This window comes from Gilliamella sp. B3022 (assembly GCF_028751545.1).
Taxonomy (GTDB): Bacteria; Pseudomonadota; Gammaproteobacteria; order Enterobacterales; family Orbaceae; genus Gilliamella.
Window position 1 is genome coordinate 1358812 of record NZ_CP071867.1, and the last position, 20877, is coordinate 1379688.

General features: G+C 33.9%; 20 protein-coding genes. 13 read left to right on the forward strand and 7 right to left on the reverse strand.

Annotation, left to right across the window (positions count from 1 at the left end; translation table 11 throughout):
* Nucleotide 1 precedes the first annotated feature (1 nt).
* The 4 genes from sapD (at nucleotide 2) to pgi (ending at nucleotide 5679) form a co-directional block, all read left to right on the forward strand.
* Nucleotides 2-991: a putrescine export ABC transporter ATP-binding protein SapD gene (gene sapD, locus J4T76_RS06140; protein WP_267341220.1), complete on the forward strand. Its 990-nt coding sequence runs from the start codon at nucleotides 2-4 to the stop codon at nucleotides 989-991.
* Between the two features lie 19 nt (nucleotides 992-1010).
* Nucleotides 1011-1826, forward strand: a complete 816-nt coding sequence (locus tag J4T76_RS06145; RefSeq protein ID WP_267341221.1) for a peptide ABC transporter ATP-binding protein — start codon at nucleotides 1011-1013, stop codon at nucleotides 1824-1826.
* 207 nt (nucleotides 1827-2033) lie between these two features.
* Nucleotides 2034-2966, forward strand: coding sequence for a homoserine O-acetyltransferase MetA (metA, locus tag J4T76_RS06150; protein WP_267341222.1), 933 nt, complete (start codon nucleotides 2034-2036; stop codon nucleotides 2964-2966).
* Nucleotides 2967-4029: 1063 nt separating this feature from the next.
* Nucleotides 4030-5679, forward strand: a complete 1650-nt coding sequence (gene pgi, locus J4T76_RS06155; RefSeq protein ID WP_267341223.1) for a glucose-6-phosphate isomerase — start codon at nucleotides 4030-4032, stop codon at nucleotides 5677-5679.
* Between the two features lie 80 nt (nucleotides 5680-5759).
* On the opposite strand, the gene crr is transcribed toward pgi, so the two are convergent.
* The 4 genes from crr to J4T76_RS06175 all read right to left on the reverse strand — a co-directional run bounded on the left by crr (nucleotide 5760) and on the right by J4T76_RS06175 (nucleotide 8802).
* Nucleotides 5760-6263: a PTS glucose transporter subunit IIA gene (gene crr / locus J4T76_RS06160; protein WP_267341225.1), complete on the reverse strand. Its 504-nt coding sequence runs from the start codon at nucleotides 6261-6263 to the stop codon at nucleotides 5760-5762.
* A 9-nt stretch (nucleotides 6264-6272) separates the two neighbouring features.
* Complete coding sequence (ptsI, locus tag J4T76_RS06165) at nucleotides 6273-8000, reverse strand: phosphoenolpyruvate-protein phosphotransferase PtsI (RefSeq protein ID WP_267341227.1); 1728 nt, start codon at nucleotides 7998-8000, stop codon at nucleotides 6273-6275.
* A gap of 51 nt (nucleotides 8001-8051) precedes the next feature.
* Complete coding sequence (gene ptsH / locus J4T76_RS06170; RefSeq protein ID WP_025316545.1) at nucleotides 8052-8309, reverse strand: phosphocarrier protein Hpr; 258 nt, start codon at nucleotides 8307-8309, stop codon at nucleotides 8052-8054.
* 139 nt (nucleotides 8310-8448) lie between these two features.
* Nucleotides 8449-8802, reverse strand: coding sequence for a hypothetical protein (locus J4T76_RS06175; RefSeq protein WP_267341229.1), 354 nt, complete (start codon nucleotides 8800-8802; stop codon nucleotides 8449-8451).
* A gap of 123 nt (nucleotides 8803-8925) precedes the next feature.
* Between J4T76_RS06175 and J4T76_RS06180 the strand changes: the two genes are divergently transcribed.
* Both J4T76_RS06180 and pepP read left to right on the forward strand, forming a co-directional pair.
* Nucleotides 8926-9468 (forward strand): UPF0149 family protein, encoded by a 543-nt coding sequence (locus J4T76_RS06180; RefSeq protein ID WP_267341230.1) that lies wholly within the window; start codon nucleotides 8926-8928, stop codon nucleotides 9466-9468.
* 40 nt (nucleotides 9469-9508) lie between these two features.
* The gene (pepP, locus tag J4T76_RS06185) at nucleotides 9509-10819 is read left to right on the forward strand and encodes a Xaa-Pro aminopeptidase (RefSeq protein WP_267346003.1); all 1311 of its coding nucleotides are present in this window, start codon (nucleotides 9509-9511) and stop codon (nucleotides 10817-10819) included.
* Nucleotides 10820-10898: 79 nt separating this feature from the next.
* On the opposite strand, the gene J4T76_RS06190 is transcribed toward pepP, so the two are convergent.
* Complete coding sequence (locus J4T76_RS06190; RefSeq protein ID WP_267341233.1) at nucleotides 10899-11711, reverse strand: TonB family protein; 813 nt, start codon at nucleotides 11709-11711, stop codon at nucleotides 10899-10901.
* A gap of 154 nt (nucleotides 11712-11865) precedes the next feature.
* Here J4T76_RS06190 and ispB point away from each other — a divergent pair, with 154 nt between their 5' ends.
* The gene (ispB, locus tag J4T76_RS06195; RefSeq protein ID WP_267341234.1) at nucleotides 11866-12852 is read left to right on the forward strand and encodes an octaprenyl diphosphate synthase; all 987 of its coding nucleotides are present in this window, start codon (nucleotides 11866-11868) and stop codon (nucleotides 12850-12852) included.
* 120 nt (nucleotides 12853-12972) lie between these two features.
* Nucleotides 12973-13845, forward strand: coding sequence for an EamA family transporter (locus tag J4T76_RS06200; RefSeq protein ID WP_267341235.1), 873 nt, complete (start codon nucleotides 12973-12975; stop codon nucleotides 13843-13845).
* A gap of 95 nt (nucleotides 13846-13940) precedes the next feature.
* On the opposite strand, the gene ffh is transcribed toward J4T76_RS06200, so the two are convergent.
* Nucleotides 13941-15308 carry a signal recognition particle protein gene (gene ffh / locus J4T76_RS06205; protein WP_267341236.1) on the reverse strand — a complete coding sequence of 456 codons (1368 nt, stop codon included), beginning with the start codon at nucleotides 15306-15308 and terminating at the stop codon, nucleotides 13941-13943.
* A gap of 188 nt (nucleotides 15309-15496) precedes the next feature.
* On the opposite strand from ffh, the gene J4T76_RS06210 reads away from it, so the two are divergent.
* The 5 genes from J4T76_RS06210 to galU all read left to right on the forward strand — a co-directional run bounded on the left by J4T76_RS06210 (nucleotide 15497) and on the right by galU (nucleotide 19340).
* On the forward strand, nucleotides 15497-15880 hold the full coding sequence (locus tag J4T76_RS06210) for a Rid family detoxifying hydrolase (protein WP_267341238.1): 384 nt from the start codon (nucleotides 15497-15499) through the stop codon (nucleotides 15878-15880).
* 264 nt (nucleotides 15881-16144) lie between these two features.
* Nucleotides 16145-17338, forward strand: coding sequence for an amino acid aminotransferase (locus tag J4T76_RS06215; protein WP_267346004.1), 1194 nt, complete (start codon nucleotides 16145-16147; stop codon nucleotides 17336-17338).
* Nucleotides 17339-17363: 25 nt separating this feature from the next.
* The gene (locus J4T76_RS06220; protein WP_267341241.1) at nucleotides 17364-17513 is read left to right on the forward strand and encodes an entericidin A/B family lipoprotein; all 150 of its coding nucleotides are present in this window, start codon (nucleotides 17364-17366) and stop codon (nucleotides 17511-17513) included.
* 62 nt (nucleotides 17514-17575) lie between these two features.
* Nucleotides 17576-17983 carry a hypothetical protein gene (locus tag J4T76_RS06225; protein WP_267356033.1) on the forward strand — a complete coding sequence of 136 codons (408 nt, stop codon included), beginning with the start codon at nucleotides 17576-17578 and terminating at the stop codon, nucleotides 17981-17983.
* 442 nt (nucleotides 17984-18425) lie between these two features.
* On the forward strand, nucleotides 18426-19340 hold the full coding sequence (gene galU / locus J4T76_RS06230; RefSeq protein ID WP_267341243.1) for a UTP--glucose-1-phosphate uridylyltransferase GalU: 915 nt from the start codon (nucleotides 18426-18428) through the stop codon (nucleotides 19338-19340).
* A 69-nt stretch (nucleotides 19341-19409) separates the two neighbouring features.
* Here galU and J4T76_RS06235 read toward each other — a convergent pair whose 3' ends face one another.
* On the reverse strand, nucleotides 19410-20831 hold the full coding sequence (locus tag J4T76_RS06235; RefSeq protein ID WP_267341245.1) for a cation:dicarboxylate symporter family transporter: 1422 nt from the start codon (nucleotides 20829-20831) through the stop codon (nucleotides 19410-19412).
* Nucleotides 20832-20877 lie beyond the last annotated feature (46 nt).

Here is a 20877-nt window from a genome sequence, read left to right on the forward strand (position 1 = left end):
TATGGCTTTGTTAGATATTCGAAATTTAACCATAGAATTTATTACGCCTGATGGTTTGTTACGAGCAATCGATCGTGTAAACTTAAAGCTATCTGAAGGTGAAATTCGTGGTTTAGTTGGAGAGTCAGGTTCAGGAAAAAGTCTTATTGCTAAAGCCATTTTAGGGGTGACTAATCATAATTGGAAGATTTCGGCTGATCGCTTTCATTTTGATGATATTGATCTATTAAAACTTTCTCCTAAACAGCGTCGAAAAGTGATTAGTGATAATGTATCTATGATATTTCAAGAACCGCAATCATGTTTAGATCCTTCAATGAAAATAGGTCAACAGTTAATAAATGCTATTCCAAGAAGAACATTTAAAGGGCATTGGTGGCAAAGATTATTTTGGCGCAAACATCGTGCCATTGAATTGTTGCATCGGGTGGGAATTAAAGACCATAAAGAAATATTAAAATCTTATCCATTTGAATTGACTGAAGGAGAGTGCCAGAAAGTAATGATTGCTATTGCACTGGCTAATCGACCCAAATTATTAATTGCAGATGAACCCACTAATTCAATGGAGGCAACAACCGAATCACAAATATTTAGGCTTCTTGCGAGTATGAATCAAAATATTGGAACCACAATTCTTCTTATCAGTCATGATTTACAAATGGTGACACGATGGACTGATCGTATTAGTGTATTGTATTGTGGCCAAACGGTGGAAGTTGCTGATAGTGAAGATTTAATTAAATCCCCTTATCATCCTTATACTCAAGCTTTGATTTATGCTATTCCTGATTTTGGAAAAGCGATGCCCCATAAAAGCCCACTCAATACTTTACCCGGAGTTATTCCATCTCTTGAGCATTTACCGATAGGTTGCCGGTTAGGACCCCGTTGTCCTTATGCTCAAAAGAAGTGTATCGAAGCACCTGAGTTAAGACCGATAAAAGATCACTCAGTAGCTTGCCATTTTCCGTTAAATACTGATGAGTAGTGGTCAATAACAGGTATATATGATGAATCCAATATTAAAAGTGCGTAATTTATCTAAACAATTCAAAATTCCTAAAGGTTTTCTGGGGCATTTGCGTATTGATGCAGTTAAACCATTGTCGTTTTCACTTAGTGAAGGTAAGACGTTGGCCATTATTGGACAAAATGGCTCAGGAAAGTCAACTGTAGCAAAAATGTTAGTCGGTATGTTGAAACCTGATAGCGGTGATATCTGGATTGATGGTAATAAAGTTGAATATGGTGATTATAGTTACCGTTGCCAACTTATCCGTATGATATTTCAACATGTAGAGAGCTCATTTGATCCAAGATTACGTATTGGACAATTGTTAGAAATCCCGTTGAAACACAATACTAAATATAATGCCCAAGAACGTGAAAAGTTAATTAATGACGTCTTAAAACAAGTTGGATTATTACCTGAACATGCTTCTTATTATCCTTCGGTAATGGCAGCAGGGCAAAAACAACGAGTCGCACTAGCTCGAGCATTAATTTTAAAGCCTAAAGTGATAATTTTAGATGAAGCTTTAGCTGCGCTAGATATTTCAATGCGATCACAAATAGTCAATTTAATGTTGTCACTGCAAGCTGAGCAAAATATTTCTTATGTTTACGTTACTCAAGATATAGGAATGATGAAACATATCAGCGATGAAATTTTAGTAATGCATAAGGGAGAACTGGTTGAATATGGTAATACGGCTGAAGTATTAGCTTCACCATTAAGTGACATTACCCAAAAATTAATTAATAGCTATTTTGGCGAAGCATTAACCGCCGATACTTGGCGTACTGATACTCGTACTTTCTAAGTTTTAATATTCCCATCAACGTTTTCACTTTGAAGACCATTTAAGCATTATTTACTATTAAAATTTCTAGTATACTGATTTTTTTGAATCTTATTGCTTAATAAAAATCTCGACAAATTTTATAAAACCCACTATATTTAGCTATGTAGATATCTAGACGTCTATTTTAATTATAAAAAATAAATCATTGCTTTAGGAGCTGTTGTTATGCCTATTTGTATCCCAGACTCATTGCCTGCTGTAGATGTGTTACGCAATGAAAATGTCTTTATTATGACTTCATCGCGTGCTAAAAATCAAGAAATTCGAGCACTTAAGCTTCTCTTCCTTAATTTAATGCCTAAAAAAATAGAGACTGAAAATCAATTTTTTCGGTTATTATCAAATTCCCCTTTACAAGTGAATATTCAATTATTGCGTATTGATCAACGTGAATCAAAAAATACACCAATGGAACATTTGAGAAGCTTTTATTGTGATTTTGATGATATTCGACATCAAAATTTTGATGGGCTTATTATAACTGGAGCACCACTAGGTAAAGTGCCTTTTTCTGATGTAGTTTATTGGTCTAAATTAGCTGAAATTATTACTTGGGCAAAAGAACATGTAACTTCAACAATGTTTGTTTGTTGGGCTGTACAGGCTGCTTTGAAAGTCTTATATGATTTACCAAAATTTACTCGCAGCCAGAAATTATCAGGTGTTTATCAACATCAAATTATTCAGCCGAATGCGATTTTATCACGAGGATTTGATGATACTTTTTTAGCACCTCATTCACGTAATGCTGATTTTCCCAAAGATAAAATTATAAATTACACCGATTTAACAATTTTAGCTGAGTCCGATATAACAGGGCCTTATCTAATGACAACAACAGATAAACGTATGGCATTTGTAACAGGACACCCAGAATACGACTCTTACACCTTAGCCAATGAATATTTTCGCGATATTAACGCTGGGATTAATCCGAATATTCCAGAAAATTATTTTCCAGATAATAATCCAAATCTGCCCCCGAAAGCTACATGGCGTAGCCATGCCTATTTACTATTTAGTAATTGGCTTAACTATTATGTCTATCAATTAACACCATTTGATTTAAAAACACGTAATATGACGGTTGATGATTAAAAAAAGCAAATATATAAACCCTATTGGTATATAGAAGTAAATAATATTAATTATGGAAAATAAGCAAAAAATTTGTTCTTAAAAAAGTATAACGCATGCTTTTCACATGGTTTAATGAAAAAACAAATCATACAATAGATAAATGTAATCCAAAAACATTAATATTTTTTAAATCCATTACTGATATTAGTAATATAAGAAATAAGAAAAGATCAATGAAATGTTATAAATTAATTAAATAAAAGAATGGTAACAAATGCAACAATCGGTTTTAAAAGTCAGTTAGCTAACTATAATTTTATTGATTTACCTAAAATGTAATTACAAGAATCTGATTCTAAAAAAGCTCATTTTGATTATAGTACAGCTCAAGATGAAGCAATTGAGTGTTGCATTACTTAACCAATTCAACGTTAATTGATCTATGAAACACGTGAGAAGTTATGTGTATATTATCGCTATAATCTATGATATAACTATCATTCCCCAAGCTCTAAAAAAGCGCTCCTTATAGATTGAGCGCTATTACTAAAAAATCACTTACCTTTTATTTAAAGTGGTTATCTCACGAAATAAACTTAACAATACAACCAGAAAATAAAATCCCACACTAATTAATAATATGTGAAATACGTGAATAAGAACTGTTTTTTATTGATAAATAAAACTGGATAGAATTTAGTGTAGAAATGTACAGATAAATCCTTTACATATTTCATAGTGAAGTCGTTTATCAAGGTCTATAAGTAGAAGCATCATAAGCATAAAAGAGCACGCTTACTCGGAACGAATTAGATAAATAGATCCCTTAGAGTTAGTAACGTGACAATTTTGGCTTAAGAAAAAGGAATTGTGTCTTAAATATACTTAGCTAAATATGTGCCTTATCTTGGTCCTATTATCTTTGATGATTTTGAGAATCTGACAAAATATATTGAAGATAGTAAAAAAAGGGATTGAAATGATATCAATTTAAAAAACAAAAGATAAAATCCTTATCTTGCATCATGTTAGGCATAGTTATATTATGGGCAGCAGTGCTATATTAATTAAGGAATTAGATATGTTAAAGTCAATTGATCCAACTACCACTTCTTCTTGGCAATCTCTTCAGGCTAGTTATGAAAAGCATCATGAAAAAACCATTGCCCAAATTTTAAAAGATGAACCTAAGCGTGTTGAAAAACTGAGCATTCCTTTTGAAGATGAGTTTTTGGTTGATTTGTCAAAAAATAGAGTGACGCAAGAAACTTTAGAATTGCTTTACAAACTTGCTGATGAATGTGATTTAAATGGCGCCATTAACGCCATGTATAGCGGTGAAAAAATTAATCGTACAGAAAATCGTGCTGTATTGCATGTTGCGTTGCGTAATACTTCAAATACCCCGATTTATGTCGATGGTAAGAATGTAATGGATGAGGTTAACACCGTACTTGCTAAAATGGATTCGTTTAGTAAAAAGATCATTAGTGGAGAATGGAAAGGTTATACGGGTAAAGCAATTACGGACGTAGTTAATATTGGTATTGGTGGTTCAGATCTTGGTCCTCATATGATCACCGAAGCATTACGCCCTTATAAAAATCATCTAACAATGCATTTTGTTTCGAATGTCGATGGTACTCATATTGTAGAAGCGCTTAAAGATCTAAACCCTGAAACCACTTTATTTTTAGTGGCATCTAAAACGTTTACCACCCAAGAAACCATGACAAATGCGCAGACTGCTCGTAAGTGGTTACTGGATGCAGCCAAAGAGGATAAAGCCATTGCTTTACATTTTGTTGCGCTTTCAACCAATGTTAAAGAGGTCGAAAAATTTGGTATTGATACCACCAATATGTTTGAATTTTGGGACTGGGTTGGTGGTCGCTATTCATCTTGGTCTGCAATTGGCTTATCAATTGTTCTATCAATTGGTTTTGAAAATTTTAAAAAGTTTTTAGCTGGAGGTCATGCTATGGATAAACATTTCCAGAGCGCGTCAATCGAGAAAAATATTCCAGCATTACTTGCGTTAATTGGTCTTTGGTACAACAATTTTTGTGGAGCAGAAACTGAAGCGATTTTACCGTATGATCAATATATGCACCGTTTTGCCGCTTATTTCCAACAAGGAAATATGGAATCAAATGGTAAGCGTGTTGATCGCAATGGTCAAAAAACGACTTATACAACTGGTCCAATTATTTGGGGGGAACCTGGTACTAATGGTCAACACGCATTTTATCAATTAATTCATCAGGGTACTAAATTAATTCCATGTGACTTTATTGCACCAGCAATTAGCCATAACCCAGTAAGTGATCACCACCCGAAATTGTTATCAAACTTTTTTGCACAGACAGAAGCTTTAGCATTTGGTAAAACTGCACAGCAAGTTGAGCAAGAATTTATTGCAGCAGGTAAAACACTTGATGAAGTTAAGTCTATAGTACCATTTAAAGTTTTTGAGGGTAATAAACCAACTAATTCAATCTTAGTGAAGAAAATAACACCTTATACACTTGGTGCATTAGTCGCTATGTATGAACATAAGATCTTTACTCAAGGTATTATTCTTAATATTTTTAGTTTTGATCAATGGGGTGTAGAACTTGGTAAACAGTTAGCAGGACGTATTTTACCCGAATTATCGGATGATAAGCCAGTTAATTCTCATGATGAGTCTACCAATAACTTAATTAACCAATATAAAAAGTGGCGTTAAGAAGTTTAAGAAATTAAACATGTTTATAAAAAACCTTCAGTTTAAACTGAAGGTTTTTTTAAGTAAATTAAATAAAAAGATTATTTTTTTACTCGCATTATTGGCGTTTTACCTGCTTCAACCGATCCAGAAAGTTTTGTTAATTCTAATACTGTTTCCATATTAGAAATAACTACTGGTGTTAACACTGATTTAGCTTTACTCTCAAGTAATGGCAGATCGATTTCAATAATAGTATCGCCTACTTTTACTTGTTGACCTTCTTCAGCAATTCGCTTAAAGCCTTCACCTTTTAATTCTACTGTGTCAATACCAAAGTGAACAAAAAGCTCAATACCTTCATCTGATTCAATTGCAAAAGCATGATTGGTTTCGAAAATTTTACCAATTTTACCATTTAAAGGTGCAACAATTTTATTACCAGAGGGCTTAATTGCAACACCGTCACCAACGATTTTTTCAGCAAAAACCACATCTGGTACATCTTCGATTTTGACAATTTCGCCACTTAAAGGTGCAATAATTTCGATGCTATTTTTATTATCATCGGATACTAATTGCTTAATTTTATCGAATAGACCCATCATTGTCTCCTAACAAATTTGCTTTTCAGCGGTATAATTTTCAATTAAGTCAATAATTTCTTTAGCTGTTGCTTTTTGTAGAGCTGTATCAGCAAACTTTTTCGCCTCTTCATAATTAGTATTGCGAATCAATTTCTTAATTTTTGGAATTGATACAGCACTCATACTAAATTCATCAAGGCCCATACCTAATAATAAAATTGTTGCCCGTTCGTCACCAGCAAGTTCACCACACATTCCAGTCCATTTACCTTCTTTGTGCGAAGCATCAATAACATTTTTAATCAATGTTAATACAGAAGGTGATAATGGATTGTAAAGATGAGAAATCAATTCATTACCACGGTCAACAGCAAGTGTATATTGTGTTAAGTCATTAGTACCGATACTAAAGAAATCTACTTCTTTGGCTAAATGATGTGCAATCACTGCTGCTGCTGGGGTTTCAATCATTACACCAATTTCGATATTTTTATCGAATGCTTTTCCTTCGGTCGTTAATTGTTCTTTAAGAATATTAATTTCAGATTTTAATATACGAATTTCTTCCACTGAAATAATCATTGGGAACATAATACGTAATTTTCCGAATGCAGATGCACGCAAGATTGCACGTAATTGAGCGTGCAGTACTTCTTTACGATCTAAACAAATACGAATTGCACGCCAGCCTAAAAATGGATTCTCTTCTTTTGGTAAATGCATATAAGGTACATCTTTATCACCACCAATATCCATCGTGCGTACAATCACTGATAAACCATTCGTCGATTCAGCCACTTCTTTATATGCTTTGAATTGTTCTTCCTCATTAGGATAAGCTTCTCGATCCATGAATAAAAATTCTGTACGATATAAACCAACACCCTCATAACCATTGCGTTCTGCGCCAGCAATATCACGCACTGTACCAATATTGCCGCAAATTTCGACTTGGTGTCCATCAAGTGTTACAGCTGGTAAGTCTTTTAATTTTGCAAGTTCTTCTTTATCGGTAATAAATTTTGCTTGGACCTGCTTTAATTTTTCTTGAGTAGTGTGATCTGGATTGATATAGATAGCATTATTAATTGCATCCAAAATAACAAAATCACCTTGTTTGATTTCTTGGGTTGCATTAGACGTACCCACAATAGCAGGAATTTCTAATGAACGAGCCATAATTGACGTATGTGATGTTCGCCCACCTGCGTCAGTAATAAAACCTAATACCATGTCTAAATTCAACTGAGCGGTTTCAGATGGTGTTAAATCTGTTGCTACTAAAATACATGGTTGGTTAATAGCACTCAAATCAACAATTTCAATACCTAAAATATTTTTAAGTAAGCGTTTGCCGATATCGCGAATATCTGCTGCACGCTCTTTTAAATATTCATCATCTAAATTTTCGAGTTCTTTAGCTTGAGTTTCAAAAACAGATTGAACTGCGGCATCAGCGGTAGAATGTTTAGTTTGAATACGTGAAATAACTTCTTGTTCAAGATCTTCATCTTCAAGAAGCATAATATGACCTTCAAAAATTGCTGCTTTATCTTCACCTAATGTAGATTTTGCTCGTTCCATGATTACATGTAATTGCTCACTTGATTTTTCTCGAGCTTCTTTGAAACGTTCAATTTCAGCGTCAATTTTGTTATCAAGAATTTGTCTATTACTAATAACAATAGGCTCTTCTTTTAATAATAGCGCTTTTGCAAAAGCGATACCGGGGGAAACAAGTATACCTGATACCATAAATTTAGTCCTTATTCAATTTTAAAACTGTTCATAGCTAATTTGGAGTTATTATTCTAATTCTGGAATTAGTTTTACAAGATGTTGTACTGCTTCTTTTTCATCTTCGCCTTCAGCTGAAATAGTAATCGTTGTTCCTTGTGTTAAACCTAAAGTTTGTAATTTAAATAAGCTTTTTGCACTTGCACTTTTACCATTTGAAGTAACGGTAATTTCTGCATTGAAATTTTTGGCTTCCTTGACAAATTGCGCCGCAGGACGAGTATGAAGACCATTTGATGCAGTAATTGTTACATCTTGTTTATACATATTATTTTTGCTCCTAAAAATATTTTCTTTTCAGCGACCAATATAAATAAAAACTGCATGAAAGGCTAGTAAGATTTCATAGATCTTTGACATTCATTAAATATTATTAGCCATAATTTATAAAGATAGCTAGATTTTATCAGTATCGGTAAATTCGAGTGATTTTATCACTACAATTTTTAAATTCCACCTGCCCATGGATACCATGTTTGATATTCTCAAAAACGACTTCTTCACTACCGTCAAGTTGTGAAGCTCTAATTTCTTCATGACAGAATGTTTCGAATCGTTGCAGTTCTTGCTCACCATCACCTAATTTATACGCTACAGGTAAATTTTGGCTGGTTACATAAGTGTGTAACTTATCTTGCATATTAAGGATGATCACACCATTATTTGAAATTAATGTACCACAAGAGGTTAATGATATAGCTAAAATTGCATAAAAAGATAGTAGCAGAGGCAATTTCACGATTAATCTTAATAAGTTCAAAATAATTCCTTTATAAAGCTCAGTAACCTGTTTATTATTTATAGCGAGTTTAGAATTATATACTAAAATTGGGGAAAGTGCAGAGATGCATTTTTTGTGATATGACAACATCAAGGTGGAGTAATGACGGAAACTATTAATTATGACGAATTTAATCGTCAATTAGTCCAATGTAAATTAGGGATCACTGCTGCTGAGTTACATGGTTTTATCGTAGGTATTTTAGCTGGAGGAAACCATGATGAGAGCTGGCGTCCTTTAGTTGAAGATATGTTAAATAATGGTCAAACTATTGTTGCACCTTTGAATGAACAAATTACCAAACTTTATCAGTTAACTAAGCAACAACTTTTGGATGAAGATTTTGAATTTCAATTATTTATCAGTGAAAAAGATTTGTACGCACAAATTGATGATTTAGTTGGTTGGGTAAATCATTTTTTGCTTGGTATAGGGTTAGTACAACCCAAAATTAATCGAATCAAAGGAGATGTAGGAGAAGCGATATATGATCTACGTCAAATTGTTAAATTGGGCTATGATGAACAAGAAGATCAACAAGAGCTTGAGTTTGCGTTTGAAGAAATCAAAGAATATGTGCGTATAACATCAATGTTATGTTTTGATGAATTCAATGAAACTGAAATAACACCAACAATTCATTAAGATTAACTCATAGTAAGTAATCTTAATTAAGGTCGTCATGATGAAAAAAGATATTAAAACAGAAATGATTTTGCGTCGTGAAAAATTGCTTGCGAAAATGATGCCTAATAGTGTAGCTCTTTTTTTTGCTGCTCCTGAAGTAACACGCAGCAATGATACTCATTATCCATATCGACAAAATAGTGATTTTTGGTATTTTACCTTCTTTGCTGAGCCAGAGGCAGTGTTGGCAGTGATTAAACAACAAGATAATACTGCTCGGTATGTGTTATTCAATCGAAAAAAAGATCCTTTGGCAGAGACATGGACAGGATATCGTTTAGGTCAGCAAGCTGCATTGAAAACGGTTTTAGTTGATGAATCTTATCTTTTTGATGAAATTGATGCCATATTACCCAATTTATTAAATGGTAAAATCGCAATTTATCATGCTGATCAACTTTATCAGTATGCTGATCAAATTGTCAACCAAGCACAGGTTACTTTAAGACAAGGGATGAGATTAAATTTAGTTGCACCAAGCTCAATCATTGATTGGCGACCAATAGTTCATGAGATGCGGATGTTTAAGTCGGATTTTGAGATGCAACTATTACGTAAGGCATGTAAAATTAGTGCTAAAGCGCACGTTAAAGCGATGCAAATATGTAAGCCTTCTATGTTTGAATATCAATTGGAAGCAGAAATTCACCATGAATTTGCTTGGCATGGTGCGCGCTTCCCATCTTACAACACCATTATAGGTAGTGGTAATAATGGTTGTATTTTGCATTATGATAATAACAATAAGCAATTAAAAGACGGTGATATGGTCTTGATTGATGCGGGTTGTGAATATCAATACTACGCAGGAGATATTACTCGAACATTTCCAATTAATGGCAAATTTAGCCAAGCACAGCGTGAAATTTATGATATTGTTTTGGCTTCTCAATATCAAGCAATTCATCTTCTTAAACCTGGTACATCCATTAAAAATGTTAATGACAAAGTCATACGAACAATGGTAATAGGTTTAGTCAAATTAGGTATTATGCAAGGTGATATAGACAATTTAATTGCCAACAAAGCTTATATGGAATTTTATATGCATGGTTTAGGGCACTGGCTTGGAATTGATGTTCATGATGTTGGTAGTGGAAGGGATCAAATTCTTGAACCTGGAATGGTATTAACTGTCGAACCTGGACTGTATATTAATAAAGATGCCAATGTACCAGATCATTATAAAGGTATTGGCATTCGTATTGAAGATAATATTTTAATTACCGAATCTGGTAATGAAGTTTTAACCGCGGATGTTCCCAAAGAACCTAAACAAATTGAAAAATTGATGTTAAATCATTTATAAAGTATCGCTCACTATTGCCATAACTTTTAAGATAGAGGTTATGGCTTTGTTATTCTTACTTAAGCGACATGCCGTATAACTAGTCTAAACTGATGGATTTATCCCGATTAAAAATAATTTTTATTTTTTGATCTTTCGCTGCAATAGGTTGGTATTTCCACATTTTCATTGCACTAATCACTGATCGATTAAAAATATTATTGGGTTTTGTTTCTATAATCCGAATATTTTCAATACGCCCATTACTGTTTATATCAAACAGTACTATCACATAACCTTCCAATCGCATATCAAGTGCTCGGCGTGGATATTCAGGTTGGTTGCGACTAATTGGTGAAGGATTACCCGAGTATTGACGACTATCAGATATTTGGGGAGCAACAGAAGTATTTGAGATATTTTCAGTAATGACTTCTTGCCTAACTTGTTGACGTGATGCTTTTTGCATCGGACGATGTTTTTTCTTAACCTTATCTTTCTGTTTTACAATAATATCTTTTTCAGTTATTACGGTGGGTTTGTCAGGTCTTTTTTCTGAGATAGGTTCAGGTTTTTCTACTTCTATTTCGTGTTCAATAATTGGTGTCTCTTCAATTGGTTTGTTATCAATAATATCACTATCTTGAATGCCTTGAATATCAGGCGTATTTTCAATTAATGATTGTTTTGGCGCAGCCAGAGAAAGATCAACCATGATAGCTTTAATTGAATTATCACCCTCATCTACAATAATATTTTCTGCAAAAAGCGTAGGACAAAATAATAAAGCAAGTAAACAAAAATGTGACAACATAGAAAAAGATGCATATAAACAATCACCTCTTCGCTTTTTTTTAGCAATGGATTGAGGGATCTTTTCATCACTGATATCTATATCAAAATTAATTTTCATACTAATAAACATTCCTAATCTAAGGTAAGTATTTTAAATGAAAATGCTTATCATTTGTAGTTTTTTTTAAAATATCATATACAACTCTTGTTGCATAAAAATATTTATCAGATAATAGTAAGATTAATATCTATTATTTCTAGCGGTTAGGCTGATGAATAATCCATCAATGAATCAAATACTTGATCTGGTAAAAGATGATTTAGTTAAAGTAAATCAAGCCATACAAGCTGAACTCAGTTCAGATGTGGCTTTGATTAACCAGTTGGGCAATTATATTATTAGCAGTGGGGGAAAGCGTATTCGTCCGGTTATTGCTTTATTAATTGCTAAAGCGCTTAATTATCAAGGTGACAAGCATATTATTACTGCTGCTTTTATTGAATTTATTCATACCGCTACCTTATTGCATGATGATGTGGTAGACGAATCTGATTTAAGACGTGGTAAATCGACTGCAAATGCTTTGTTTGGCAATGCTGCTAGCGTATTAGTGGGTGATTATATTTATACTCGTTCTTTTCAAATGATGGTTCGTACAGAATCGTTTAAGGTTTTGACGATCATGTCGGCAGCAACCAATGTTATTGCTGAAGGAGAAGTACAGCAATTAATTAATTGTAATGATCCTGATATTACTGAAGAACAATATTTAGAAGTTATTTATCGTAAAACAGCACGCCTATTTGAAGCAACTTCGCATTCTGCTGCGGTGTTAGCTGGTGCAAATGAACAACAGGAGTTTGCCCTACAAGAATATGGTAAATATTTAGGTACAGCCTTTCAAATTATTGATGACCTATTGGATTATAATGCTGATAATAATCAAAAATTAGGAAAAAATTTAGGAGATGACCTTAATGAAGGCAAGCCAACATTACCGCTCCTGCACGCTATGCATAACACTAAAAAATCTGAGGATGCCGCATTGATTCGTCGAGCTATAGAACAAGGTAATGGTCGGCATTTATTGGATCGCATTTTACACATTATGGATGAATGTGGTTCGTTTGATTTTACTTTTCAAACTGCTCAAACAGAAGCTCGTAAAGCATACGATGCTATTGCTATTTTGCCTGATTCACCTTATAAACAAGCTTTACAAGATTTAGCCTTATTATCAGTAAAAAGGGAAAATTAATTAATCGTTAATTTAGTAATTTCGGCGTCTATTTTATACTTAAACGTATCGTTTACCTTAAACTTTTGGCTTTAATTAAGTAGACAGTAAGTTCAGTATCTTAAAATAAGGTATTTATTTATGTTTAAAAGATCTTGGCCTGTTTTTTTGATTTTTGTTTCGATGATCTCCATTCAAGGTAGTGCATCAATTGCCAAATATCTTTTCCCCGTATTAGGACCTGAAGGTATGACCGCTTGGCGATTGTGTTTTTCGGCTATAATTTTAATCATTATTTTTAAACCATGGCGAAAATCAATACCTAAACAGGCATTAAAATTCATATTTTTATACGGTATTTCAATTGGTTGTATGAATTTGGCTTTTTATAGTGCTATCGCTAGGGTTCCTTTAGGTATTGCTGTTGCCATTGAATTGACCGGTCCAATAATGGTGGCGATGTGTTCATCGCGCCAACTGTTTGATTTTATTTGGCTAGGTATTGCTGTCATTGGTTTGGCTATGTTATTGCCTATTCATCAAGTATCAGGGAGTTTAGATCCGTTGGGTATTGTATTTGCTTTGTTGGCAGGCAGTTTTTGGGCATGCTATATTTTATTTGGTCGTAAAGCAGGCGCTATTTATGGATCTTCAAGTGTCGCTATTGGGTCGGTAATTGCTTCGTTCTTCTTATTTCCTATTGGTGTATGGCAAAGTGGTAGTGCTATGTTTTCGTTAGATTTACTACCTCTGGTATTTATCGTTTCGTTATTAGCATCGGCTATTCCTTATGGATTAGATATGGTTGCTCTTCCAAAATTGCCAGCTAAAACGTTTAGTACTTTAATGAGTTTATCGCCTGTATTTGCTGCACTTTCAGGTTTAATTGTGTTGAATGAACAATTATCAGGGTATCAGTGGTTAGCCATCGCGTTTATTATTGTTTCATCGATAGGAACTGTATTAACGATGAATCGTCCGATAAAGATTAAATCGATTAAGTCCGGTCACTAAAAAAATTATCGCGCAGTTTTAAGCGCGATAATTTTGAGAGTCGTTATCTAACGTTCAGCTATGATAATTCAAAAAATAAGAAATCAAGCACAGATTTAACGAGGAGGGAATCCCATTCCGCCACCCATTAAACCTTTCATTTGGCGCATCATCTTCATCATGCCACCACCTTTCATTTTTTTCATCATTCTTTGCATATCGTCAAACTGTTTTAAGAGTTTATTCACATCTTGCACTTGGGTTCCTGATCCCATCGCAATTCGACGCTTGCGTGAACCTTTAATGATTTCTGGATTTGCGCGCTCTTTGAGTGTCATTGAGCCGATAATTGCTTCCATTTTGATAGTTATTTTATCATCCATTTGTGCTTTGATATGATCAGGCAGTTGACCAATACCAGGTAATTTTGCCAGCATTGCGCCCATACCACCCATATTGCGCATCTGTTTAAGCTGATCTTGAAAATCATTAAAATCGAATTTATCTCCTTTTTTTAATTTTTTGGCGATTTTTTCTGCTTTCTCACGATCGACATTACTCTGTAATTCCTCAATTAACGAAATCACATCACCCATACCTAAAATACGAGAAGCAATACGATCAGGATAGAATGGTTCTAAAGCATCAGTCTTCTCACCCATTCCTAAAAATTTAATTGATTTGCCAGTAATCTTGCGAATAGAAAGTGCAGCACCACCACGAGCATCACCATCAATTTTAGTTAAAATTATACCAGTAAGCGGTAATGCATCATTAAATGCTTTCGCAGTATTGGCCGCATCTTGACCCGTCATAGCATCTACAACAAATAGGGTTTCAATTGGGTTTATAGCTTGATGAAGAGCCTTGATTTCGTCCATCATGTCATTATCGATATGTAAACGACCTGCGGTATCGACAATAAGTACATCAAAAAATTGCAATTTAGCATGTGAAATGGCTTTATTTACAATATTAATTGGTTTTTCATTAATATCGGATGGAAAAAATTCTACATTAATGGCTTTAGCAAGTGTTTCTAACTGTTTAATTGCCGCTGGTCGATAAACATCGGCTGATACAACCAGTACTTTTTTCTTCTGTTTTTCCTTTAAGAATTTGGCCAGTTTGGCAACACTGGTGGTTTTACCTGCACCTTGTAAACCAGCCATTAAAATTACTGCTGGTGGCTGTGTTGCAAGGTTAAGTGAACTGTTGACTTCTCCCATTGCTGTGGTCAATTCAGCTTGAACAATTTTAATAAACTCTTGGCCTGGTGTTAGGCTTTTATTGACATCTAAACCTACAGCCTTTTCTTTAACTTGATTAATAAATTCACGAACAACAGGTAACGCAACATCGGCTTCAAGTAGAGCCATTCGTACATCACGCAGTGCTTCTTTAATATTATCTTCAGACAGTCGTCCTCGACCACTGATATTGCGAAATGTCTGCGATAAACGGTCGGTTAAATTCTCAAACATATTAACTCTCAATAAATAAAAAAATTTTGATTATCATATCAGAAAATTTTAAGAAGTCCCATGATCATCATTGTGTATTGACTTGACACTAAATTATCTTCCTGTTGAAATGAAAAAAATTAACAAAGGTAAATTACTTATTAAAAGTAATGAAAAAATAGAAGAAATACAAAAGGAGAAAATTGAAAATGGCGAAAGTGATTCAAACCGAAAACGCCCCAGCAGCAATCGGCCCTTATGTTCAGGCAGTCGATTTAGGCAATATGCTATTTGTGTCAGGACAAATTCCCATAATCCCTGAAAGTGGCGAAATGTCAACTTGCGTTAAAGAGCAAGCAAAGCAAAGTTTAGCTAATGTTAAAGCAATCATCACATCGGCCGGTTATCAAGTAAGTAATATAGTAAAAACAACCATTTTTTTAGCTGATATGAATGATTTCGCCGCTGTTAATGCGGTATATGAAGCATTTTTTATAGAAAATAATGCTGGATTCACCGCACGTTCTTGTGTACAAGTTGCTCGTATTCCTAAAGATGCAAAAGTTGAAATAGAAGTCGTTGCTGCTAAATAGTTTTGCTAGTTTGATTAGCACTAAAAAGTGCTAATCTTATCCAAAAAGTTTCAGGTAAAGTATACGTTTTAGTATAAAATTCAATGTAAATTAAATAATTTTATTCTCTATTATATCGTGGTTATTAAGATTAAAACTGATTAAAATTCATCGAAAAAATTGAATTGAATTATTTATAGTTAAACTTAGATTTAGTGATTGATTGCCAATTGAGTTGATGCAATAATCTACAGCTATTAGTTATTGTGTCAATTAGGTTGTAATATGTTTGAAAAAGTAGAGTCCTATGCTGGGGATCCAATTTTATCATTAGTCGCTGAATTTAATAATGATCATCGTGAAAGTAAAACTAATTTAAGTATTGGTTATTATTATGATGAAAATAGTGTAGTACCTCAATTAGAGTGTATCAAAAATGCTCGTGATTATATTTATCACAATCAAAAAGGTGCGCAACTCTATTTACCGATGAGCGGTTTATCCTCTTATTGCCAAGCAATTCAGTCATTACTATTTGGTGAAGAACATTCAGCCTATAAAGATAAACGTATTGCAACGATACAAACATTGGGTGGGTCAGGCGCACTAAAAATAGGCGCTGATTTTTTATATCGTTACTTCCCTAATTCACAAGTTTGGGTTAGCGATCCAACATGGGAAAATCATATCGCTATTTTTAGTGGTGCTGGTTTTAAAGTAAATACCTATCCCTATTTTGATTCACAAACATGTGGAGTCAAATTCGATGCAATGCTTGAGACATTAGAACAATTGCCAGCTAGAAGCATTGTATTACTTCATCCTTGTTGTCATAATCCTACTGGGGCTGATTTAACACAGAGACAGTGGGATAAAATAATTGCAGTATTGAAAAATCGTGATCTCATTCCATTTATGGATATTGCTTATCAAGGATTTGGCGAAAGTATTGAAAGTGACAGTTACGCAATTAAAAAAGCTGCGGAAGTTGGTCTTTGTGGTTTTATAAGTAACTCGTTTTCGAAAACTTTTTCACTTTATGGTGAACGTGTTGGGGGGTTATCTGTGTTATGTGAAAATCATGAAGTAGCGAGTCATGTATTAGGGCAACTTCAGGCAACTGTCCGTCGAAACTATTCTAGCCCATCGGCTTACGGTGCCCAATTAGTCAGTTACGTGTTAAATGATCCCGATTTGAAAGCAAATTGGTTCAAGGAAGTCGAATCAATGCGAAATCGTATTGTGGCGATGCGTTCTACATTAGTTAACTTGTTAAAAAAACAAGTTCCAGATAGAAATTTCGATTATTTAGTAAAACAGCGTGGGATGTTTAGTTATACTGGTTTTAGTAAACAACAAGTCACACAATTAAAAGATAATTTTGCTGTTTATTTGGTGGGCAGTGGAAGAATGTGTGTGGCGGGTCTAAATCACCATAATATTCATCGTGTGGCGGAAGCATTTGCTACATTAAAATAATCAAGTCACAAAAAGGAGAATATTTATGTTACGTAATATGTTAATGCTAGTCTTCGGTATTGCAATGACAACTCTCATTGTTGGATGTAATACAGTTAATGGTGTAGGTAAAGATGTCCAATCTGGTGGTAAGACTATATCAAAAACAGCAGAAAAAGTTAGTGATAAATTATAATAAAGACAATAAATAAAGTTATAAATTGTCAAAAGTAAAATGAGATATATTTTAGTAGTTATATGTTTTTACTTACTGGGTGCGGTTCGTTAAATTTTCGAACTGCACCTTTAACAATGAAAAACTGTCATTATTCAAGTATGATTAATACAGAATTTGTATTAAATCCTTTACCATCAAACATATCAAATTATCAGCATATTTATATTGCCCAAAGTCGACAAAGTAAACACTTACCAGCAAGTTATGCTGGCATGAAAGGTAAATTCACGGGAAATATTGAGATTCGTGATTATCCAAAACAAACATTTTGGCGAGCACAGTCCTTACTAGATAGAGTGATATTATATGATGATGGCTATGAAGATCTTTATATGAGTCCCACGCAAAAAGAAGCACGTGATCGCAAAGCGAAATTTGTAGTAAGGCAAGCGATTTTGAGATTATTTATATTGCTATTGATTCTTTAGTTAAAGACAGGGATAATCTTACATTAATTGAATCTAACGATGTATCAATATGTAAATAGATGAAATATTTTATAAAAAAAACACTAATAGCAATATAGATTGAATTGATAATTATAGTATCAAGCATATTAACAAAATTTATTTCACTTTCTTATTTAATTTTTGATAATTTAGCCCTAGAATTTCAATTATACAGTAAAGATTATTAATACTGCCTTTACGATGCTAGATTTCAATTTTTTCATCGTTTATTACAATTTGATATTGAATCAACGTAATATATGAAATTTTACAAAGGCAATTATTCATGCATGTTCTTTGATTCCCTATATGTTGAAGTCATAAAATCATTAAGGGTTGAAAATACATGTTGTTAATATGGCATAGAGATAACACACTGTTGCAATAGTGTATTATCTGCTAATTTTTTTAAGGAAATAACATGTCATTAAGTTTTGAATCAACTTTGAATGGAAACGTCAAGAAAGCCGTTATCCCCGTTGCCGGTCTTGGTACGCGAATGTTACCTGCTACTAAAGCCATTCCTAAGGAAATGTTACCAGTGGTTGATAAACCACTTATTCAGTATGTAGTAAAAGAGTGTATTGCAGCAGGCATTACTGAGATCATTTTTGTTACCCACTCATCAAAAAATTCCATTGAAAACCACTTTGATACCAGTTTTGAATTAGAAGCAATGTTAGAAGCGCGCGTTAAACGTCAGCTGTTACAAGAAGTACAAAGTATTTTACCTAAACATGTTACAATAACCAGCGTCCGTCAAGGTTTAGCCAAAGGGCTTGGTCATGCCGTATTATGTGCTTATCCTTTGGTTGGCGATGAACCTTTTGCGGTCGTGCTACCAGATGTAATTATTGATGAGTATGAAAGCGATCTAACAAAAGATAATTTAGCAGCAATGATTAATAACTATCATGAGACTAAGCATAGCCAAATTATGGTAGAGCCGGTACCGAAAGAATTAGTTTCTTCTTATGGTATTGTCGATTGTCATGGTCAAGAATTGTCTGCTGGGGATGTAAGACAAATGTATAGTGTCGTTGAAAAACCATCAGTGGAAGAAGCACCATCCAATCAATCAGTAGTTGGACGCTATGTTTTATCAGAAAAAATATGGCCTTTACTTGCGAAAACACCATTAGGTACGGGTGGTGAAATTCAGCTCACTGATGCGATTGCAATGTTACTTGAAGAAGATCCTGTAGATGCATATTGTATTAAAGGTCGAAGTCATGACTGTGGTAATAAATTGGGTTATGTACAAACCTTTGTACAATACGCAATGCGTCATAAAAGCTTAGGTAATGATGTTACTGCATGGTTAAAGACAATTTAAACATTAATTTTTGATCACAAAAAAGGACGCTTTAAGCGTCCTTTTCATTCTGTATATTCTTTACTTGTATTAAACATCCGACTGTTCATTTTCAAGAGTAATATTTGGATTATAGAACGTATTCATATCCATAAGTCCCACTTCGCGATCGGTAGCGACAGCGGCAGTCATTGACCCAGATACGTTGACTAGGGTTCGTGCCATATCAATGATTGGATCGACAGCCAAAACCATACCAATTAATGGGAAGTATTCAGCCATGCCCATACCAGATAAAACTACTGTTGCAGCAACTGTTGCTGTACCAGGTATCCCAGCAATGCCAATAGATCCAATCACAACTACAATTACTAGCATAATATAAAATTGAAAATTAGTATCTATACCTACCATATGCGCAACCATAACGGCAAGCAACGCTGGAAAGAAACCAGCACAGCCATTCATACCCATAGTGCTACCAAGTGATGAGACTAAATTTGCTGTACCGGTATTTACTCCCATACGTACTGTTAAAGTTGAGATAGTCATAGGTAATGTACCGACTGACGAGCGGCTGGTAAAGGCTAATAACCACGTTCCCATCGCTTTTTTAATATACATAAATGGTGATATGCCGTGAATCATAACAATTAAAACATGTACAATTAACATGATTAAAGTGGCCGTGTAGATAGCAGCAACAAAACCTGATACTTCAACAATTGCAGGTATACCATTGGAAATAATAGTTCTGGCAAGAAGAGCGATCACTGCATATGGCATATATTTAATGATAGTCATCGCAATTGACATCACAATTTTATAAAGTGCTTCAATAAAAGTTTTAAAAAGGATAATAGGTTGAGGACTTTTCTTTTCCATTCGATTGGCAGCAAGTCCCATAAGAGCAGAAAAGATAACTAATCCAACAATATTTTCTTTAACCATTGATGCAATGATATTACTTGGAATAAGGTTTACAAATGTATCAATAATATTAGTGTACTGTTTAGCTTGAGCTTGGTGAATAGTTGTAGAGCTGATCTTTCCTAATTCAAACAAATTAGCCAAAACAATACCGACTATACAAGCAATCGCAGTGGTAAATAGTAACCAGAATATCCCTCTAAATGCGATTTGTGGGAGATTTTTTTTACCCGAAAAATCGATAATAACTTTTACAATTGAGACAAATATCAAGGGAATGACTAACATACGAATAAAGGCAATAAAAGCACGCCCAAAAAGACCATACCATGTGGCCGTCTCTTGCATCCAAAGAGTTGATCTATCTGGGAATCCTGCTGCACTTTGTATACCTAAACCTAGCACGGCACCCAGTATTAATCCAACTAACATTCGAATAGAAAAATTAACTTTTTTGTCCTGTAGTGGTTTCATCACCCCTAGAAAACAAACTAGTAGTAGTCCAATACCAATTAAAGTTTGATAGTGTGTAATTGATAGGAACTTTTCAAAAAAAGTTCCTTGAAAAATGGGATCTGACATAATTGCCTCTTTATTGTGATAATTTAATCATCGAATAAAATCATAT

What these genes read in the sequence shown, in the direction of transcription:
- sapD (WP_267341220.1), top strand. Translation starts at nt 2, where the DNA reads ATGGCTTTGTTAGATATTCGAAATTTAACCATAGAATTTATTACGCCT.
- J4T76_RS06145 (WP_267341221.1), top strand. Translation starts at nt 1,011, where the DNA reads ATGATGAATCCAATATTAAAAGTGCGTAATTTATCTAAACAATTCAAA.
- metA (WP_267341222.1), top strand. Translation starts at nt 2,034, where the DNA reads ATGCCTATTTGTATCCCAGACTCATTGCCTGCTGTAGATGTGTTACGC.
- pgi (WP_267341223.1), top strand. Translation starts at nt 4,030, where the DNA reads ATGTTAAAGTCAATTGATCCAACTACCACTTCTTCTTGGCAATCTCTT.
- crr (WP_267341225.1), bottom strand. Translation starts at nt 6,263, where the DNA reads ATGGGTCTATTCGATAAAATTAAGCAATTAGTATCCGATGATAATAAA.
- ptsI (WP_267341227.1), bottom strand. Translation starts at nt 8,000, where the DNA reads ATGGTATCAGGTATACTTGTTTCCCCCGGTATCGCTTTTGCAAAAGCG.
- ptsH (WP_025316545.1), bottom strand. Translation starts at nt 8,309, where the DNA reads ATGTATAAACAAGATGTAACAATTACTGCATCAAATGGTCTTCATACT.
- J4T76_RS06180 (WP_267341230.1), top strand. Translation starts at nt 8,926, where the DNA reads ATGACGGAAACTATTAATTATGACGAATTTAATCGTCAATTAGTCCAA.
- pepP (WP_267346003.1), top strand. Translation starts at nt 9,509, where the DNA reads ATGAAAAAAGATATTAAAACAGAAATGATTTTGCGTCGTGAAAAATTG.
- J4T76_RS06190 (WP_267341233.1), bottom strand. Translation starts at nt 11,711, where the DNA reads ATGAAAATTAATTTTGATATAGATATCAGTGATGAAAAGATCCCTCAA.
- ispB (WP_267341234.1), top strand. Translation starts at nt 11,866, where the DNA reads ATGAATAATCCATCAATGAATCAAATACTTGATCTGGTAAAAGATGAT.
- J4T76_RS06200 (WP_267341235.1), top strand. Translation starts at nt 12,973, where the DNA reads ATGTTTAAAAGATCTTGGCCTGTTTTTTTGATTTTTGTTTCGATGATC.
- ffh (WP_267341236.1), bottom strand. Translation starts at nt 15,308, where the DNA reads ATGTTTGAGAATTTAACCGACCGTTTATCGCAGACATTTCGCAATATC.
- J4T76_RS06210 (WP_267341238.1), top strand. Translation starts at nt 15,497, where the DNA reads ATGGCGAAAGTGATTCAAACCGAAAACGCCCCAGCAGCAATCGGCCCT.
- J4T76_RS06215 (WP_267346004.1), top strand. Translation starts at nt 16,145, where the DNA reads ATGTTTGAAAAAGTAGAGTCCTATGCTGGGGATCCAATTTTATCATTA.
- J4T76_RS06220 (WP_267341241.1), top strand. Translation starts at nt 17,364, where the DNA reads ATGTTACGTAATATGTTAATGCTAGTCTTCGGTATTGCAATGACAACT.
- J4T76_RS06225 (WP_267356033.1), top strand. Translation starts at nt 17,576, where the DNA reads ATGTTTTTACTTACTGGGTGCGGTTCGTTAAATTTTCGAACTGCACCT.
- galU (WP_267341243.1), top strand. Translation starts at nt 18,426, where the DNA reads ATGTCATTAAGTTTTGAATCAACTTTGAATGGAAACGTCAAGAAAGCC.
- J4T76_RS06235 (WP_267341245.1), bottom strand. Translation starts at nt 20,831, where the DNA reads ATGTCAGATCCCATTTTTCAAGGAACTTTTTTTGAAAAGTTCCTATCA.